Origin of the sequence: Kribbella sp. NBC_00889 (genome assembly GCF_045207705.1) — a bacterium.
Classification (GTDB): Bacteria; Actinomycetota; Actinomycetes; order Propionibacteriales; family Kribbellaceae; genus Kribbella.
On the sequence record NZ_CP108783.1, the window covers coordinates 8,395,574 to 8,411,986 of the forward strand.

Below are 16,413 nucleotides of genomic sequence, written 5' to 3' on the forward strand. Positions count from 1 at the left end.
TCAGAATCAGGCGGACAGGGCCCGCGAAGCGCGCCGTACGGTGTCGTCGCCGTTCGCCGTCCAGACCCAGCCGAAGCCACCGAGCCCGGACGGGTCCAGCAGCTCAGCGGCCTCGCCGACCGACGACAACTCGGACAGGTAGCGCAGCGGGTCCGTCTGAGCCAGCTCCAGGCTCGGACGGGTCGCACTCACTCCGAGGGCCTTGAGAGCGTCTCTCTGGAGCAGCAGGGAGCCTCCGAGCGAGTCCAGGGCCACATGGGCTGTCACGTCGCAGGAGCCGTCCAGCAACGGGTCGCACTCGCGGCCGTCGCGGAAGCCGGTCACGGTGCCGTACGGCGGACGGCTGGCGCGGAGATGGCCGTAGTCGATCGCCACGGCGACTGTGCCGTCGGTGAGGCGGTGCAGGATGTCTGCCCAGGCTTGGTCGCGAGTGGTGCCGATCTCGGCGCGGTCGCCTGGTTCATGGAGGGGCCACCAGGTGTGCAGCCAGGCGAGATCGTTGCCGTCGACAACATTGCCGAGGGAGAGGTCGGCCAGCAGGTACCGCGGTACGCCGTCCTCGTCGAGCTCGGCGACGTCGCAGGGGATGTTGTCCAGCCATTCGTTGGCGATGACCAGACCGCTCAGGGACGCCGGCAGTTCGTCGTCCAGTTCGATGTCCAGGACGGAGAGCCCTTCGGTGCGGACGACCTTGCCCAGTTCGCCGGAGCCCGCACCGATGTCGACGACCTCGTCGGCGCCGACCTCGCGAGCGAGCCGGGCGATGGCCTGTCCGAAGAGCTCTGACGCGTGCACCGACGTGCGGAAGTGCGCAGCCGGCCGTGCGCGCCGGTAGAACCCGCCCGGTCCATAGAGCGCCGTGTGCCAGCCTTCCCGGAATGTCGTCATGCACCCAGCGGGACCGCACCGAACTGGCGCCAGACGCTGTCCGCGCCCTCCCGCCACAGTCCGACCTCGGTGAGCTGCACGACAGGCGCCGCCTCCTCGGCGAGCGCGGCCTGGGCTTCGGCAACGACAGTCGGGCCGCCCTCGGTGGACGACGCGATGGTGAGGTGCGGATGCGGGTCCAGGAACTCGCCGCCGTACGGCGGGCACTCGGGGAACGCCTCGTAGACCGTCAGCACCAGGGAACGCACAGTGTTGAACGGCTCCGGCCGCAGCCACGCCGTTCCGTTCGGGAACTGTCCCGCCGTCGGGAAGCTCAGCTCGAAGGGCTCGACTTTCGCCAGCACAGAGCTCAGCCGCTCCACATCGGCGTCTGCGGGCTCGGCGACCCACGGCACCAGCACACTGACGTGCGGTGGGATGAGCTCGGTCAGCGAGACCTGCGGCCGAAGCATCGAGCGGGACACCGAACGCCAGCGGTCCGTGTACGCCGCCAACTCGGGAACTGTGATCAGAATCGCCGTCAATCCGCGCCGCGCGGCCCAGTCATCGCTCACCACCGCATCGTCTCATCACCTAGGCTGGCCAGTGGATCGTCTGGTACCCCGCCGCGGGACTGGAACGAAAAGAGTGAAGATGGAACGGATCGGCTTGATCGGAGCCGGCCGGGCCGGGACCGCCGTGGGAGCAGCCTTGGCGGCCGCCGGACATCCCCTGGTCGGCGTCACCGCACGGTCGCGCGCGTCACGTGAACGCGCCGCCCGGTTCCTCCCGCATGTACCGGTGCTGACTCCCGGTGAGGTCAGCGAACGCGCCGACGTGGTCCTGGTCGCCGTACCCGACGACCTGATCCGTGAGGTCGCCGCCGGACTGCCCTTGACCAGCGATCAGTACGTCGTCCATCTGTCCGGCACGCACGGGCTCACGCCGCTGCAGGGTCTGCCGGCGACTCCGGTCTCGCTCCATCCGCCGATGACGTTCACCGGGGACGACCCGGTCAGCCTGGACGACGTGCTGTTCACGGCGACCGCTCCGGACGCGGCCCGGCCGATGGTCGAGCGGTTGGTGAAGCTGCTCGGTGCGCAAGTGCAGTGGGTGGCGGAGGAGAACCGCGCTCTGTATCACGCGGGTCTCGTGCATGGCGCGAACCACCTGACAACGTTGCTTACCCAGGCCCTCGCCGTACTGCGGGAAGCAGGCGTCGCGGATCCGGCCGCAACGCTTCGGCCATTGGTGACCGCAACCCTCGACAACACGCTGCGATCCGGTCATCATGCGCTCACCGGGCCGATTGCCCGGGGCGATGTCGACACGGTGGCAGCTCATCTGGCCGTACTCCCGGACCGGACGGTAGGCACGTACGCCGAACTGGCCAGGGCGACGGTGGAGTTGGCGGCAGCGGACGGACGGTTGTCCCCGGAGACGGCGGAAGCGTTCTACGAAGTGCTGAAGGGGCACCGGGCAGGCAACCCGGATGAGGTGCTGGAGCGGTATGGGACAGGGGAGGCACCGCGATGAGACTTACCCAGACGAAGGCCGAACTGCGGGCGGCAGCGGCGGTCCGGCCCCGGGCGGTGGTGATGACGATGGGGGCCCTGCACGAGGGGCACGCGGCGCTCCTGGCCGAGGCACGCGAGCGGGTCGGGCCCGAGGGCAGTGTGGTGCTGACGATCTTCGTGAACCCGTTGCAGTTCGGGCCGGCTGAGGACTTCGACCGCTATCCGCGCACGCTGGCCAGCGATCTGGCGGTCGCCAAGAACGAAGGCGTCGACCTGGTCTTCAATCCGTCCCGCGACGAGCTGTATCCGAACGAGCCGTCCATCACCGTGCATCCCGGCCCGCTGGCCGACGAACTCGAGGGCATGGTCCGGCCGGGCCACTTCGCCGGCGTACTGACAGTGGTGGCGAAGATGCTGCACCTGACGGCGCCCGACCTGGCACTGTTCGGCGAGAAGGACTATCAGCAGCTCACGCTGATCCGCGAGATGGTGTGCGACCTCGACTGGGACGTCGACATCGTGCCGGTGCCGACCGTGCGCGAGCCCGACGGTCTCGCCTTGTCCTCACGCAACCGCTACCTGGACGAGACCGAGCGTGACGAAGCGCTGGTCCTGTACCGCGCGCTGACCGCGGGTGCGAAGGCCGGAATGAACGGTCCGGACGCCGTGATGGCCGCCGCCCAGGCCGAACTGGAGGCGGTGCCGTCGGTGAAGATCGATTATCTCGCCTTGCGCGCACCGGATCTCGGCCCGGTGATCGGCCCCGGCGAGGCCCGCATGCTGATCGCCGCCCGCGTCGGCCTGACCCGTCTCATTGACAACATTTCCATCACGCTCAGGTGAAATCGATTGATACGGTCGCTGGATGACCGCTCCTGCTGTCCCGCAACGGTTGTCTGCGCCCGAACCCGGTTGGACAGACACCGTCGACGTGGTGGTGATCGGTTCCGGCATCGCCGGACTGACCGCCGCACTGAAAGCCCGTGAGCTCGGCACTGTCCTGGTGGTGACCAAGGATGTCGTCGCCTCCGGCTCGACCCAGTGGGCCCAGGGCGGTATCGCCGCCGCGCTCAGCCCGGAGGATTCGCCCGAGGATCATCTGCAGGACACCCTGGTCGCGGGCGCCGGACTGTGCGATCCGGACGCCGTACGGGCGCTGGTGACCGAGGGACCGGACGCGGTGCGAGACCTGATCGAGCTGGGCGCGCGGTTCGACACCCTGGCCGATGGGGACCTGTCGCTGACGCGGGAGGGCGGGCATCACCGCAACCGCATCGCGCACGCCGGCGGAGACGCGACCGGCGCGGAGATCGAGCGGGCGCTGGTCGCCGCGGTGAAGCGGGCCGACGACATCCGGCTGATCGAGCACGCCCTCGTCATCGACTTGCTGACCGCTGCGGACGGTGGCGTCGCCGGAGTCACCCTGCACGTCATGGGTGAGGGCCAACTGGACGGCGTCGGCGCGATCCGCAGCCGAGTCGTGATCCTGGCGTCGGGCGGTATCGGCCAGTTGTACGCCGCCACGACCAACCCGAGCGTGTCCACGGGCGACGGCATGGCGCTGGCGTTGCGGGCCGGCGCCAAGGTGCGTGATCTCGAGTTCGTGCAGTTCCACCCGACCGTGCTGTGGCTGGGCAAGAGCGCGAAAGGCCAGCAGCCGCTGGTGTCCGAGGCGGTCCGCGGCGAGGGTGCGTTCCTGGTCGATCACGAGGGCCATCGGTTCATGCAGGGTCAGCACGAGCTGGCCGACCTCGCCCCGCGCGACATCGTGGCGAAGGCGATCATGCGGCAGATGTTTGCCACCGGCAAGGATCATGTCTACCTGGACGCACGCCACTTCGGCGACGAGAAGTGGCGGGTCCGCTTCCCGACCATCCTGGCTTCCTGCCGATCGCACGGCATCGACCCGGTGCGTGAGCTGATCCCGGTCGCGCCGGCCTGCCATTACTCGTCCGGTGGTGTGTGGACCGACCTGGACGGCCAGACGTCGATGCCGGGGCTGTACGCCTGCGGTGAGGTCGCATGCACCGGTGTCCACGGCGCCAACCGGCTGGCCTCGAACTCCCTGCTCGAAGGGCTTGTCTTCGCTCGCCGGATCGCTGCCCACCTCTCCGACGGCCTCCCGCCGCTGCGTGAGCCGGTCGCCGACAGCCGTGTCCCCGGTCTGGTCGGCGCGGACGTAGTCGACGAGGTGCAGCGGGTGATGACCGTCGGTGCCGGTGTCATCCGTAGTGCACGCGGACTGTCGGAGGCCGGTGCGACCCTCGCCAAGGTGATCGAGCAGCCGGCCGGCGAGCCGGGTACGCCGGGATGGGAGGCGACCAACCTGGTCACGGTGGCGTCCGCACTGATCGCCGCGGCCACCGTGCGCGAGGAGAGCCGGGGTTCTCACTGGCGTGAGGACCACCCGGATCGCGACGACCGGAACTGGTCGGGCAGTCTGGACCTGACCCTCCCGCCCGAGGGCGAGACCGCGAGACCACGTACGACGTTCGTCCCGCATGACACCAAGGAGAATGCTCACCATGGATGAAGCCGTCGACCGGCAGTGGGTCGGTGACCTGGTGCGGGCCACCATCGAGGAAGACCTGGCCGGTGGCGCCGACGTCACCACGGTCGCGACCGTCGACCCGGACCAGATCTCGGTCGCCGAACTCGTCGCGCGTACCGATGGCGTGGTGGCCGGGCTGGAGGTCGCCGAGCTGGTGATCCGGCAGGTCGCCGCTCCGGACGAGGTCGAGCTCGAGTACTCGGTCCGTGACGGTGCGTCGGTGCGCAAGGGCGACGTACTGATGACGATCCGCGGCAAGACGCGCCAGTTGCTGACCGCCGAGCGGACGACGCTCAACCTGCTGTGCCATCTGTCTGGTGTTGCGACCCTCACCCGCCAGTGGGTCGACGCGGTCGAGGGGACCGGTGTGATCATCCGCGACACCCGCAAGACCATGCCGCTGCTGCGGTCGCTGGAGAAGTACGCGGTTCGCTGCGGTGGCGGCAAGAACCACCGGATGGGCCTGTCCGACGCGGCGCTGATCAAGGACAACCACGTGGTTGCGGCCGGCGGGGTGGCGGAGGCGTTCCGTCTGGTCCGCAAGGCCTACCCCGACCTCGCGGTCGAGGTCGAGGTGGACTCGGTCGATGACGCGCTGATCGCGGTCGAGTCCGGTGCCGAGCTGATCCTGCTCGACAACATGGAGGTCCCCCAGTTGCGGGAGGCGGTCGAGAAGGTGGCCGGCCGGGCCCGGCTGGAGGCCTCCGGCGGACTCACGCTGGATCAGGCCCGGGCCGTGGCCGAGACCGGGGTCGACTACTTCGCGGTCGGCGCCCTGACCCACTCGGCGCCGGTGCTCGACATCGGGCTGGACCTGCGGGAATCCTGATGCTCCTCGCCGTCGCCGTCGAAAACACCAGGACGCTGGTCGGCCTGGTGCTCGACGGCACGGTCAAGCGGCACTGGTGGGTCGGCACCGATCCCCGGCGTACGGCCGACGAGTGGGCGGTCCTGCTGCAGGGACTGCTGACCGGGGAGTCTCCCGTGTCCGGCGTCGCTGTGTGTTCCGCCGTACCGCATGTGCTGCACGAGCTCCGCGATGTGGTCGCGCGCTACTACCCGAACGTGCCGGGCGTGGTGGTCGAGCCGGGCGTGAAGACCGGGCTGCCGGTGCTGGTGGACAACCCGCGTGAGGTCGGCACCGACCGGATCGCGAACGCGCTTGCCGCGGTCAACCAGTACGGCGCGCCCTGCCTGGTCGTCGACGTCGGTACGGCGACCACCATCGACGTGGTCAACCCGGCCGGCGCGTTCATCGGCGGAGTGATTGCCCCAGGCATCGAAACCGCGACCGACGCGCTCGGCCAGGCCGCCGCCCAGTTGCGCCGAGTTGAACTCGTCCGACCACGCGCAGTCGTCGCGAAGAACACCGTCGAGGCCCTTCAGTCGGGGGCGATTCACGGCTTCGCGGCGCTGGTCGACGGTTTGGTGGGACGGATCCGTGCAGAGCAGTCGCTTGATTCGTCGACTCCGGTGGTGCTGACCGGTGCCCTCGCCCCCTTACTCGCCGGCGAACTGACCACTCCGGTTCGTCACGAACCGTTGCTCACTCTGCACGGCCTGCAGCACGCGTTTGCCCGCAACAACCAATAGTTGCCCGATCGGGCCAGAGCCCTTGTGCCCTTGTGGTGACCGGGATCACCATGTGTTCAAGGGGAAAATCGGGGTTGGGGGAGAGCTATGAGGTCCGTTTATCGGGTACTCGCCGGTCTCGTTGCGATCGGTGTGGTGCTGCAGGCAATGTTCGTCGCACTCGGCTGGTTCACGGCGATCAAGGACATGGACGACGGCCTGGTCATCGACAAGAACTACGAGGGCAACGCCGGGCACATGCTGCACGGCCAGTTCGGGATGCTGTTCATCCCGATCATCGCGCTGTTGCTGCTGATCGTGTCGTTCTTCGCCAAGGTCCAGGGTGGAGTCAGGTGGGCGCTCTACGTGGTCGGCCTGGTCGCGCTGCAGATCGTGCTCGCGTTCCTGTCGTTCGGCGTGGCGCCCGTGATCGGGACACTGCATGCTCTGAACGCGTTCGCGCTGCTCGCCGTCGCCGGTGTGGCGGCCCGTCGCGCCGCCCCCGCACCGGCGCCGGCCGCCGAGCCGACAACCGCCGTCTAGATGCCTTTGGCAACAAAGCTGGCCGAGCGGCGCCGGCTGCTGGTCGCTGTCGCCGCGACCTTGGCCGTGCTGGCACCATTGGCCTTCTTCTGGCAGCGGAGCCTGGTCCCGAACGACCTCTCCCCGATGACCATGGGGTACGCCGACTATGGCGGCGGCCCCGTGGTCAACGCCCATCACGGGCAGGACGTCAGCACGCTCAAAGGTCCGGCCGACGGGGCGCCTGACGTGGCGGTGGATCTGACCGCCCGGAAGGAGAAGTTCGAGATCCCCGGGCGCGGCCCGGTGGACGGGTACACGTTGAACCACACGTCTCCCGGACCGCAGATCGTCGCAAAACAAGGCGATCTGATCCAGGTGACCCTGCACAACGAGTCCGTGCCCGAGGGGATCACCCTGCACTGGCACGGAGTCGACGTACCGGCCGCCGAGGACGGCGTCGCCGGCGTCACCCAGGACGCGGTCGCCCCCGGCCAGTCGTTCGTCTATCGCTTCGTCGCGAAGGACGCCGGCACGTACTGGTACCACTCGCACCAGGTCTCCCACGAACAGGTGAAGAAGGGCCTGTACGGCGTACTGATCGTGCAACCGAGCACGACCGATGTGATCGCCGCCGTGCATACGTACGACAAGATCCGGACCGTCAACGGCGGGTACGGCGAGCGCCGCGTGGCGGCACCGGGATCGACGGTCCGGGTGCGTCTCATCAACACCGACAACGGGCCGATGGCTGCCTGGGTCGACGGAGCGCCGTACCGGGTGATGGCGGTCGACGGGACCGACGTGAACGCGCCGACCGAAGTGAGCAACAAGACCGTGCTCGTCACTGCGGGTGGCCGGATCGATCTGCAAGTGACGATGCCGCAGGGCTCAGCCGTGCGGATCGGCCTGGGTGGTGGTCCGACCACGCTGGTGATCGGCGACGGTAACGCGCCGACCGGCACCGAGCCGCGTGACCGGGTCGACCTGTTGAGTTACGGCTCGCCGAAGAGGCTCGGGTTCGATCCGGCGAAGGCCGACCGGAATTTCCACTACAACATCGGCCGGCGGCCCGGGTTCTTCGACGGGAAGCCAGGGCTGTGGTGGACGATCAACGGGCAGCAGTTCCCGGATGTGCCGATGTTCGTGGTGACCGAGGGCGACGTGGTCCGGATGACGATCAAGAACACGTCCGGGCAGGTCCACCCGATGCACCTGCACGGCCACCACGTCGTCGTACTGAGTCGCAACGGCACGGCCGCGACCGGCAGCCCGTGGTGGACGGACTCACTGAACGTCGAGGACGACGAGACCTACGAGGTCGCGTTCGTCGCCGACAACCCGGGCATCTGGATGGACCACTGCCACAACCTGCCGCACGCCGCGCAGGGCTTGGTGACCCACCTCATGTACGCCGGCGTCACCAGCAACTTCCACCTCGGCGGTTCCCCGGGCAATCAGCCCGAGTGAATCGGCCCTCCGACGGTCAGGGCCTTGCGGAGGGTCTCGGGAAGGGTGTTGAAGGCGGCGTCGGGCGGGGTGCCGGTCGCTGCCAGGGTCTTGGAGAAGAAGGCTCGGGCAGCCGCGGCGAGGACGACGTCGAGAACGTCGGTGTCGGTCAGTCCGACGGCCTTCAGTTCGTCCACGTCCGCCTGGGTGATGCTGTCCGCGGACAGCGCGACCTTGCGCGCGAAGGCCATCACGGCACGGTCGACCGGGTCGGCGGGCGGCTCGTCGACCAGCGCCGCGACCTCCTCGGACGTGTAGAACTTGTCGGCCAGCACCTGACCGTGCGCGAGGCTGCAGTAGCTCGACTTCAGCGCGGTCGCGGCGGCCAGCGTCGCCAACTCGTAGCGGCGCAGGTCCATGGATTCCTTGATCGCGCAGTTGAGCTGTTTCCATGCGTCGTACACGGCCGGCCGGGCCGCGAACGTGGTGACGAAGTTCGGTATGTGACCCGCCGGAGCCCGGTTGCTCTCGAAGAAGTCGCGGTTGGACGGTGTGTCGATGAACGCCATGCTCGTTCCCCCCTTGTCGCTCCTTCACGGTAGGTCCGGCGTACCGATCCGGCAACGAGGTCGCGGCTATTGCCCGACTTGCCGCAGCAATGCCTCAGTGGCAACGGCGTGAGGCCACGAGGAGGAGTGGTTGCAGCTCGGCGAGAAAGGTGTCAAGGGACTCCGGAAGCCGGACCTCCCGCTGGTGCTGGGGATGATGCAGTACGAGGGCGACCCGGAGGTGGTGGCCGAGATCGTCAGTCACACCCCGTGGCTGGTCCGGTCCTTCGTCCCGATGCTGTCCCGCCGGGCCTTCCGCAAGCACGCACTCGCCGTCCACGGCACTGCCACGCCCTGACCGCCGGCATACCGATCCGGCAACGACCCTACGGACTCGGTGGGCTGATCTGGGTATGGTTCAGCGGTCGGTTGTGAGGCAGCTGAGACGAGGTGGTCGGAGTGCGGCGGATGCTCGCCGCGGCGCTGGCGGTGGTGTGTGGCACAGCAGTGCTGACCGCCTGCTCCTCGGATCCGGTTCCCACCGACGTGGCGGTCGGCTGGTCCGGTGACGGCCGGACCGCGGTCCAGGTCAGCTGGAAGGACGACAACGCCCCGAACCGGATCACGATCGAAGGTGTGCTCAGCGAGAGTCCGTCGTACGTGAAGTACGTCGGCGCCGGCGATGCGAACAGCTGGGACATCCCGACCTCGGCCTTTCCACCGGACGGGAACTACCGGGTGGCGGTCGCCATTGGGACCTCGCAGGGCGGTGTGACCAGCAAACTCGCGCGCTCGCCCGTCTTCGACACCGACGGACCGGTCGGTCCCAGCGCGGCGACGGCGGCACCGGCGGGCCGATCGGGCGCGCTGATGCAGTGGACGGTGCCCGTGGTGCCGCAGGACTTCACCCCGAACGACCCGCTCGACGTGAAGGGACCGCGCACCCAGACGTACGTGCCGATGGTCGGCAAGCCCGGCGAGCAGTTGCGAGCGGTCGGCCCGGCGACGACGTCGACGCGCCAGGTCATCAACAGCATCAAACCGCCGTACGTGTTCCAGGTCCGGACGCAGAACGAGTGGAGCACCCGGCTCGGTGGACAGGTGCTCGGCCTGACCAGCTCGATCAGCGCGGCGATGCCAGGGCTGGCCCAGTTCAGCCTCCCGATCCGCGCCCGCGGCCGGGTCATCCTGCAACAGGTGGCGTGCGAGCCGGAGACGCCGTGCACCCAGCGGCGGGCCACGCCGGCTGGGGTGCCGATCGTCGTACTCACCCAGGTGATTCCCGGTGGCCACTGGACTCCGGTGGCTCGCGGTAGGACGACAGCCGGCGGGCACTACGACATCGGGGTTCCGACCGGTGGCAGCCGCCCGTACGCCGCCACGGTCCCGAACTACACCAAGCCCGGTCTGATCACGAGTACGTCGACCAGCCGGCCGACGTACGTCCGCAACGTGGTCCGGGTCGTCTCGTCCGGGTTCGCCGGCGGGCTGACGGTCAAGAAGCGCGGGTCGAACGTCACCGCGTTCGCGATCATCAAGCCGGCCATGAGCTCGACCGCGACGCTGCAGGTGTGGAACCGCGTGCTGCGCCGGTGGGTCGGCGTCAAGGCGACGCCGATCCGCAACGGCCGTACGTCATGGACGTTCCGGGCGGGCTCGGCGGGGAACTTCGTCTACCGGTTCGTGCTGCCGGCCGCGACGATGTACGGCCGGTCGATGAGCGGGACGATCACGCAGCACCTCCTGCTATACGTCCGCTGACTCCGGCTCCCGCACCGCGGCGGTCTCCCGATGCCGGCGGCGGATCCGGTAGTAGGTGTACGCCGCGACCGCGGCGAGTGCGAGCACGACCAGGGCCCAGACCGACAACTGGCCGAAGATCTTGTCCGCGTTGTCGCCGATGTTGTACGCGACGATGCCGATCGTGGTCGCCCAGGCGATCCCGCCGGCCGCGTTGGCGGCCAGGAACTTGGGGTACGGCATCCGCAGCATGCCCGCCATCGGGCCGGCGAAGATGCGCAGCAGTGCCACGAACCGGCCGAAGAAGACCGTCCAGACGCCGTACCGGTGGAAGCACTTCTCGGCCTTGACGATGCGGTCCTCGGAGAAGTGGTGGAACCGGCGGCCGAGCCGCTCGAACAGGTTCCGGCCCGCCTTCCGGCCGATGTAGTACCCGACCGAGTCGCCGACGATGGCGCCGGTGGCCGCCGCGGCGATGACGAACTCGAGGTGCAGGTTGCCCTGCGACGCCAGCAGCGCGGCCGCGATCAGCGTCGTCTCACCGGGTAACGGAACCCCCATGCTCTCGACGCCGATGACAAGGCCGACCACCAGGTACGCGACGATCGCCAGCCCGCCGGTCGGGACCATGATCGCGAGCGCGTGCAACGGTTCCCCCATGCACCCATAGTGACATCCGGGGTCAACCGGTTACGGGACGAGGCAACTATTTCAGGGGGTTCTCAGGGCTGTGGCCGTTGGTGTCGGGAGGAATTTCGGGGAGATAGCCGCTGAACGCCTTGGTGACGTTCTGTAGCGCGGTGGTGACCTCGGACGGGATCACCCAGAACGTGTTGCCCGGGCCCTTGGCCAGTTCGGGCAGCATCTGCAGGTACTGGTACGCCAGCAGTTTCGGGTCCGGGTCGTTGCGGTGGATCGCCTCGAACACCGTGTCGATCGCCTTCGCCTGACCCTCGGCCCGCAGGATCGCGGCCTGCCGGTCGCCCTCCGCGGTCAGGATCCGGGACTGCCGCTGGCCCTCAGCTGTCAGGATCGCGGCCCGCTTCTCCCGGTCTGCCCGCATCTGCTTCTCCATCGACTCCTTGATCGACGGCGGCGGGTCGATCGCCTTCAGCTCGACCCGGTTCACCCGGATGCCCCATTTGCCCGACGCCTCGTCCAGTACGCCGCGGAGCTGGGAGTTGATGTGCTCGCGGGAGGTCAGTACCTTCTCCAGGTCCAGGCTGCCGATGACGTTGCGCAGTGTGGTGACGGTGAGCTGCTCGATCGCCTGCTCGAAGTTGGCGATCTCGTACGCCGCCGCCCGGGGATCGGTGACCTGGACGTACAGCACCGTGTCGATGTCGACCACCAGGTTGTCCTCGGTGATCACCGAGCGCGGCTCGAACGAGATCACCTGCTCGCGCAGGTCGATCAGCTGTCGGGGCCGGTCGATGAAGGGGATGACGATGTTCAGCCCGGGCTCGAGAGTGCGCAGGTAGCGCCCGAGCCGCTCGACGTTGGTGGCTCGCGCCTGCGGCACGATCCGGACGGTCCGAAGGACCAGGACGACGGCGAGCAGGGCGACGACCAGCCCGATGATCAGTTCGGCCATGGATCCTCCTGAGGATGGACGAGGGCGGTGGCCCCCTCGATGGCGAAGACATCGACCCGGGTCCCCGCGGGGATGAGCAGGTCCGGGTCGTACGACCGGGCACTCCACTCCTCGCCGCCGATCTTGACCCGGCCGGGATCGCGGCCGCACGGGGTCAGCACCACGGCCTCGCGCCCGATCAGCGCCGCGACGCCGGTCCGCAGCTGCGGGTGCGATCTCAGGTGCCGTCGCGCGACCGGCCGGACCAGCGTGATCATCGCGCCGGCCGTGACGGCGAACGCGAGGAGTTGCAGTCCGGTCCCGAGGCCGAGACCGGCGACTCCGGCCGCGGCCAGCGCGGCGACGGCGAGCAGCAGCAGATCGAGGGTTGCCGTCATCAACTCGGCGGTGCCGAGGACAGCGGCGATGATCAACCACAAAAGCCAGGACTCCATATGACCACCCGCCGGCGGAGAGGACCTCTCTTTCGAAGGTACCCCTGGATACGCGCGAAGGCAGCTAACGGTTCAGCTATCTTGTGGCGGCTTCCCGGTCGGTACGACGGCCAGCAGGGTGCTGATCATCCGGGTACCGGCCGGATGGCTGGTCAGGCTCCGGCCCTTCTTGTAGCGGTCGACCAGGTCGACGAGCTCCTTCCCGAACTGCCTGGCCTCCTCATGGGTGAGCCACAGCCGGGACCGGCTCAGCGAACTCACGTCGTCCCAGGGGTCGTCGTCGGCCATCTCCTGGAACTGCTCGAGCACCCGGTCCGCCGTCGTCCGCATGATCGTCTGGCTGGCCAGCCGGCCCGCGTTGGACGCCTGCGACGAGATCATCAGGCTGCCGGCCAGCGCCCGCCAGGGCCGTTCCCGCCCGTCGCCGGACTCCTCGGCGCGCTCGATGATGCCCCAGCGTTCCAGGGCCCGTAGGTGGTAGCTCATCGCCGACGGGGTCAGCCCGGCCAGCTCCGCACACTCGGTCGCGGTCAGCACCCTGCCGTTGTAGAGCTCGTCGATGACCCGCTGCCGGGCCGGGTGCGCCAGGGCGCGGATCGCCCGCGGATCGGTGATCACCACGCGTTTCTTCTTGGCCACGAGGTCAGCGTAGCCAATCCCTTGACGATCCGGAATATGAAGCAGTAACTTCACAACTATGAAGCAATCACTTCAGACTTCGATCTGGTCCTTCCCCGACATCCGGCTGGTGCTGCCCGCCCGCGCGCTGTCCTACGCGGGTGACTCGGTGGCGCTGGTCGCGCTGATGCTGCGCGTGTCCCACGACGGCGGACCCGGCGCGATCACGGCCCTGCTGCTGGCGTTCGCCGTACCGACCGTCGCGATGATCCCGTTCGCCGGCCGGATCGTGGACGGCCACGACTCCCGCACAGTCCTGGTCTGGGCGTCGCTGCTTCAGGCGGCCGCCGGTATCGGTCTGGCCTTCAGCCATGGTCTGGCCGAGACCCTGGCGCTGGTCTGCGTCCTCCAGGTCGGTCAAGCCGTGGCCGGACCTGCCTGGGGTGCACTCATCCCGCGCATCGTCGGCGACGAGCTGGTCGGCAAGTCCACCGGCACCAGCCAGGCGCTGATCGGCGTCGCCACCCTGACCGGCTCCGCCGCCGGTGGCGTGCTCGTGGGCTGGTCCGGCGACCGCGGCGCCCTCCTGATCGACGCCCTCACCTTCCTCGTCCTGGGCCTGGTCGCCCGGCTGGTCACCACCCGCCGCCGCCCCGAGCCGGGCGCTGTCCGGGAGCCCGGCGCGCTGATGGCCGGTCTGCGCAGTCTGTTCGGCGACTCGCTGCTCCGGATCCTGGTGACGTGTCTGTGGGTCTTCGTGCTCACGGGTGAGGCGGTCAACGTCGTCGAGGTGTTCCTGGTCACCGACGAGGTCGGACTCGGCGCGTCGGGCTATGGCTGGCTGATGGCCGCCCAGGGAGCCGGAGCGATCCTCGGGGCCTGGGGCAGTGGCCGCTTGGTGACAGCTGCGTCCCGCTCCCGGGCCTTGCTGGCCGGGATGGCCGCCATCGGCGGTTCGTGTGTGCTCATGGGTCTGTCGCACGACGTGGTCACGCTGGCCATCGGCTGCCTGGCGGTCGGAGCCGGCAGCGGCATGCTCAACGCCGCCTGCAGCACCCTCATCGTCACCCGGACGGCCGAACACGTCCGCGGGCGGGTCGTCGCGGCGTTGGGCGGCACGGTGCGGGGCTGCAGCCTGATCGCGCTTCCCCTGGGTGGTCTCCTCGGCGCGGCGCTCGGCACCCGGATGACCTTCGTGACCTGCGGGATCACCGGCGTGGTGACTGCTGCGATCGCCGCCGTACTGCTGGTGCGAACAAAGGATTCGGTTGTGGAGGCGGTCAGTCACTAGCCTTTAGGCATGACAGACGCACACGTGAACCCGGTGAACCCCGACAGCGGGCAGGACGACCTGCCCGAGCAGATGCGGGTTCGCCGGGAGAAGCGTGACCGCCTGCTGGCGGAGGGAGTGCAGCCGTACCCGATCTCGGTGCCGCGGACGCACCTGCTGAAGGACCTGCGGGCGAAGTACGACGGACAGGAGCTGGAGCCGGACACCCGGACCGGCGAGCAGGTCTCGGTGGCCGGCCGGGTCATCTTCCTCCGCAACACCGGCAAGCTGTGCTTCGTCCGGCTGCGTGAGGGCGACGGGACCGAGCTCCAGGTGATGTTGTCGGTGGCCGACCTCGGCGACGAGGGGCTGGCCCGGTTCAAGCAACTGGTCGACATCGGCGACCTGCTGTCCGTCCAGGGCGAGGTGATCACGAGCCGTCGCGGTGAGCTGTCCGTGCAGGCGACCGGCTGGCAGATGGCCGCCAAGACGCTGCGCCCGCTCCCGAACGAGCACAAGCCGCTGAACGAGGAGGCCCGGGTCCGGCTGCGGTACGTCGACCTGATCGTCCGCCCGGAGGCGCGCGAGATGGTCCGGAACAAGGCCGCCGTACTGAAGTCACTGCGGGCGACCTTCGACGCGCACGACTTCATCGAGGTCGAGACGCCGGTGCTGCAGCTGACCAACGGCGGCGCCGCGGCGCGGCCGTTCTCGACCCACCTGAACGCGTTCGACCAGGAGATGAAGCTGCGGATCGCGCTCGAGCTGGATCTCAAGCGGGCGATGATCGGCGGCGTCGACCGGGTCTTCGAGATCGGCCGGACGTTCCGCAACGAGGGACTCGACTCCACCCATGCGGCGGAATTCTCGATGATCGAGGCGTATGAGGCGTACGGCGATTACGACACGATGGCCGAACTCTTCGCCGAGCTGATGCGGAACGCCGGTCGTGCGATCGGCCGGACCACGATCACCGCGCGCGACGGTTCGGACATCGATCTGGAGCAGCCGTTCCGGCATGCGACGCTTTTCGGTCTCGTCTCCGAAGCCGTCGGTGAGACCGTCGACGTGACCACCGACGTGGCCGCGCTGACCAAGCTGGCCGAGCAGCACGACGTCGAGCTGCAGCCGGGCTGGAATGCCGGTGAGATCGCGGTGGAGTTGTTCGAGAAGCTGGTCGAGCACACGCTGATCCAGCCCACCTTTGTCCGTGACTATCCGGAGTCGGCGCGGCCGCTGGCGAAGCCGCACCGCGAAATTCCCGGACTGGTCGAGGCCTGGGACCTGATCGTGAACGGCGTCGAGCTGGGCACCGCCTACTCGGAACTGAACGATCCGGTGATCCAGCGGGAACGCCTGGTGGCACAGTCGTTGCTGGCCGCAGCCGGCGACCCGGAGGCGATGGAGCTGGACGAGGACTTCCTGCGTGCGATGGAGTTCGGGATGCCGCCGGCCGGCGGGATGGGGATGGGCCTGGACCGGCTGGTGATGCTGTTCACCGGCGCCGGTATCCGGGAGACGATTCTGTTCCCGTTGCTGCGCCCGGAGTGATTCCGCCCGCACCCGAGTGATTCAGGAAACCGGCCCGGAGGTTCGTTGCATAGCACAACCTCCGGGCCATGCAATTCCCGGGGTCCAATTGATTCCGGTCCAGCTCGAGTTACGATCCACCGGCCCGGCTGAATACTGAAGGTCACCGTCGGAGCACAGTGTCGCCCGTCCCTCACCGAA

The 16,413-nt window shown here is 68.7% G+C and carries 18 protein-coding genes; 11 read left to right on the plus strand and 7 right to left on the minus strand.

Going from position 1 to position 16,413, the window contains the following annotated elements; all coding sequences use genetic code 11:
- Positions 1-6: 6 nt before the first annotated feature.
- Positions 7-888, minus strand: coding sequence for an SAM-dependent methyltransferase (locus tag OG817_RS41390; protein WP_406050454.1), 882 nt, complete (start codon positions 886-888; stop codon positions 7-9).
- The gene (locus tag OG817_RS41395) at positions 885-1,442 is read right to left on the minus strand and encodes a 2'-5' RNA ligase family protein (RefSeq protein WP_406050455.1); all 558 of its coding nucleotides are present in this window, start codon (positions 1,440-1,442) and stop codon (positions 885-887) included. Before OG817_RS41395 ends, OG817_RS41390 begins: the two co-directional genes overlap by 4 nt.
- A 79-nt stretch (positions 1,443-1,521) precedes the next feature.
- Here OG817_RS41395 and OG817_RS41400 point away from each other — a divergent pair, with 79 nt between their 5' ends.
- From OG817_RS41400 to OG817_RS41430, 7 genes are all read left to right on the plus strand, one after another.
- Positions 1,522-2,403, plus strand: a complete 882-nt coding sequence (locus tag OG817_RS41400; RefSeq protein ID WP_406050456.1) for a Rossmann-like and DUF2520 domain-containing protein — start codon at positions 1,522-1,524, stop codon at positions 2,401-2,403.
- Positions 2,400-3,227, plus strand: a complete 828-nt coding sequence (gene panC, locus OG817_RS41405) for a pantoate--beta-alanine ligase (protein WP_360449845.1) — start codon at positions 2,400-2,402, stop codon at positions 3,225-3,227. Before OG817_RS41400 ends, panC begins: the two co-directional genes overlap by 4 nt.
- 22 nt (positions 3,228-3,249) lie before the next feature.
- Complete coding sequence (locus OG817_RS41410; protein ID WP_406050459.1) at positions 3,250-4,917, plus strand: L-aspartate oxidase; 1,668 nt, start codon at positions 3,250-3,252, stop codon at positions 4,915-4,917.
- On the plus strand, positions 4,910-5,764 hold the full coding sequence (nadC, locus tag OG817_RS41415) for a carboxylating nicotinate-nucleotide diphosphorylase (protein WP_406050461.1): 855 nt from the start codon (positions 4,910-4,912) through the stop codon (positions 5,762-5,764). Before OG817_RS41410 ends, nadC begins: the two co-directional genes overlap by 8 nt.
- Complete coding sequence (locus tag OG817_RS41420) at positions 5,764-6,528, plus strand: type III pantothenate kinase (RefSeq protein ID WP_406050463.1); 765 nt, start codon at positions 5,764-5,766, stop codon at positions 6,526-6,528. Before nadC ends, OG817_RS41420 begins: the two co-directional genes overlap by 1 nt.
- Before the next feature lie 87 nt (positions 6,529-6,615).
- The gene (locus tag OG817_RS41425) at positions 6,616-7,050 is read left to right on the plus strand and encodes a hypothetical protein (RefSeq protein ID WP_406050464.1); all 435 of its coding nucleotides are present in this window, start codon (positions 6,616-6,618) and stop codon (positions 7,048-7,050) included.
- Positions 7,051-8,499: a multicopper oxidase family protein gene (locus OG817_RS41430; RefSeq protein WP_406050465.1), complete on the plus strand. Its 1,449-nt coding sequence runs from the start codon at positions 7,051-7,053 to the stop codon at positions 8,497-8,499.
- Here the strand turns inward: OG817_RS41430 and OG817_RS41435 are convergent.
- Positions 8,487-9,047, minus strand: a complete 561-nt coding sequence (locus tag OG817_RS41435; RefSeq protein WP_406050466.1) for a carboxymuconolactone decarboxylase family protein — start codon at positions 9,045-9,047, stop codon at positions 8,487-8,489. The genes OG817_RS41430 and OG817_RS41435 overlap by 13 nt on opposite strands.
- Before the next feature lie 130 nt (positions 9,048-9,177).
- Here OG817_RS41435 and OG817_RS41440 point away from each other — a divergent pair, with 130 nt between their 5' ends.
- Positions 9,178-9,384 carry a hypothetical protein gene (locus OG817_RS41440; RefSeq protein WP_406050468.1) on the plus strand — a complete coding sequence of 69 codons (207 nt, stop codon included), beginning with the start codon at positions 9,178-9,180 and terminating at the stop codon, positions 9,382-9,384.
- A 110-nt stretch (positions 9,385-9,494) separates the two neighbouring features.
- The gene (locus tag OG817_RS41445) at positions 9,495-10,787 is read left to right on the plus strand and encodes a hypothetical protein (RefSeq protein ID WP_406057627.1); all 1,293 of its coding nucleotides are present in this window, start codon (positions 9,495-9,497) and stop codon (positions 10,785-10,787) included.
- On the opposite strand, the gene OG817_RS41450 is transcribed toward OG817_RS41445, so the two are convergent.
- The 4 genes from OG817_RS41450 to OG817_RS41465 all read right to left on the minus strand — a co-directional run bounded on the left by OG817_RS41450 (position 10,773) and on the right by OG817_RS41465 (position 13,433).
- Complete coding sequence (locus OG817_RS41450; RefSeq protein WP_406050469.1) at positions 10,773-11,426, minus strand: DedA family protein; 654 nt, start codon at positions 11,424-11,426, stop codon at positions 10,773-10,775. The two genes, OG817_RS41445 and OG817_RS41450, sit on opposite strands and share 15 nt — an antisense overlap.
- Before the next feature lie 46 nt (positions 11,427-11,472).
- A complete protein-coding gene (locus OG817_RS41455; RefSeq protein WP_406050471.1) occupies positions 11,473-12,360 on the minus strand; it encodes an SPFH domain-containing protein in 888 nt (295 codons plus the stop codon).
- Entirely contained in the window at positions 12,348-12,794 is a 447-nt protein-coding gene (locus OG817_RS41460; RefSeq protein ID WP_396392611.1) for an NfeD family protein, read from the minus strand. Before OG817_RS41460 ends, OG817_RS41455 begins: the two co-directional genes overlap by 13 nt.
- 72 nt (positions 12,795-12,866) lie before the next feature.
- A complete protein-coding gene (locus OG817_RS41465; protein ID WP_396392610.1) occupies positions 12,867-13,433 on the minus strand; it encodes an ArsR/SmtB family transcription factor in 567 nt (188 codons plus the stop codon).
- A 58-nt stretch (positions 13,434-13,491) separates the two neighbouring features.
- Here OG817_RS41465 and OG817_RS41470 point away from each other — a divergent pair, with 58 nt between their 5' ends.
- Positions 13,492-14,703, plus strand: a complete 1,212-nt coding sequence (locus OG817_RS41470) for an MFS transporter (RefSeq protein WP_406050473.1) — start codon at positions 13,492-13,494, stop codon at positions 14,701-14,703.
- Positions 14,704-14,712: 9 nt separating this feature from the next.
- Entirely contained in the window at positions 14,713-16,233 is a 1,521-nt protein-coding gene (gene lysS, locus OG817_RS41475) for a lysine--tRNA ligase (protein WP_360449808.1), read from the plus strand.
- Positions 16,234-16,413: the final 180 nt, after the last annotated feature.

Bases quoted from the DNA above. Each gene is read 5' to 3' on its own strand.
- OG817_RS41460 (WP_396392611.1), bottom strand. From the start codon at position 12,794: ATGGAGTCCTGGCTTTTGTGGTTGATCATCGCCGCTGTCCTCGGCACC.
- OG817_RS41390 (WP_406050454.1), bottom strand. From the start codon at position 888: ATGACGACATTCCGGGAAGGCTGGCACACGGCGCTCTATGGACCGGGC.
- OG817_RS41410 (WP_406050459.1), top strand. From the start codon at position 3,250: ATGACCGCTCCTGCTGTCCCGCAACGGTTGTCTGCGCCCGAACCCGGT.
- OG817_RS41450 (WP_406050469.1), bottom strand. From the start codon at position 11,426: ATGGGGGAACCGTTGCACGCGCTCGCGATCATGGTCCCGACCGGCGGG.
- OG817_RS41420 (WP_406050463.1), top strand. From the start codon at position 5,764: ATGCTCCTCGCCGTCGCCGTCGAAAACACCAGGACGCTGGTCGGCCTG.
- OG817_RS41445 (WP_406057627.1), top strand. From the start codon at position 9,495: ATGCTCGCCGCGGCGCTGGCGGTGGTGTGTGGCACAGCAGTGCTGACC.
- OG817_RS41455 (WP_406050471.1), bottom strand. From the start codon at position 12,360: ATGGCCGAACTGATCATCGGGCTGGTCGTCGCCCTGCTCGCCGTCGTC.
- OG817_RS41435 (WP_406050466.1), bottom strand. From the start codon at position 9,047: ATGGCGTTCATCGACACACCGTCCAACCGCGACTTCTTCGAGAGCAAC.
- nadC (WP_406050461.1), top strand. From the start codon at position 4,910: ATGGATGAAGCCGTCGACCGGCAGTGGGTCGGTGACCTGGTGCGGGCC.
- OG817_RS41430 (WP_406050465.1), top strand. From the start codon at position 7,051: ATGCCTTTGGCAACAAAGCTGGCCGAGCGGCGCCGGCTGCTGGTCGCT.
- panC (WP_360449845.1), top strand. From the start codon at position 2,400: ATGAGACTTACCCAGACGAAGGCCGAACTGCGGGCGGCAGCGGCGGTC.
- OG817_RS41470 (WP_406050473.1), top strand. From the start codon at position 13,492: ATGAAGCAATCACTTCAGACTTCGATCTGGTCCTTCCCCGACATCCGG.
- OG817_RS41400 (WP_406050456.1), top strand. From the start codon at position 1,522: ATGGAACGGATCGGCTTGATCGGAGCCGGCCGGGCCGGGACCGCCGTG.
- OG817_RS41425 (WP_406050464.1), top strand. From the start codon at position 6,616: ATGAGGTCCGTTTATCGGGTACTCGCCGGTCTCGTTGCGATCGGTGTG.
- lysS (WP_360449808.1), top strand. From the start codon at position 14,713: ATGACAGACGCACACGTGAACCCGGTGAACCCCGACAGCGGGCAGGAC.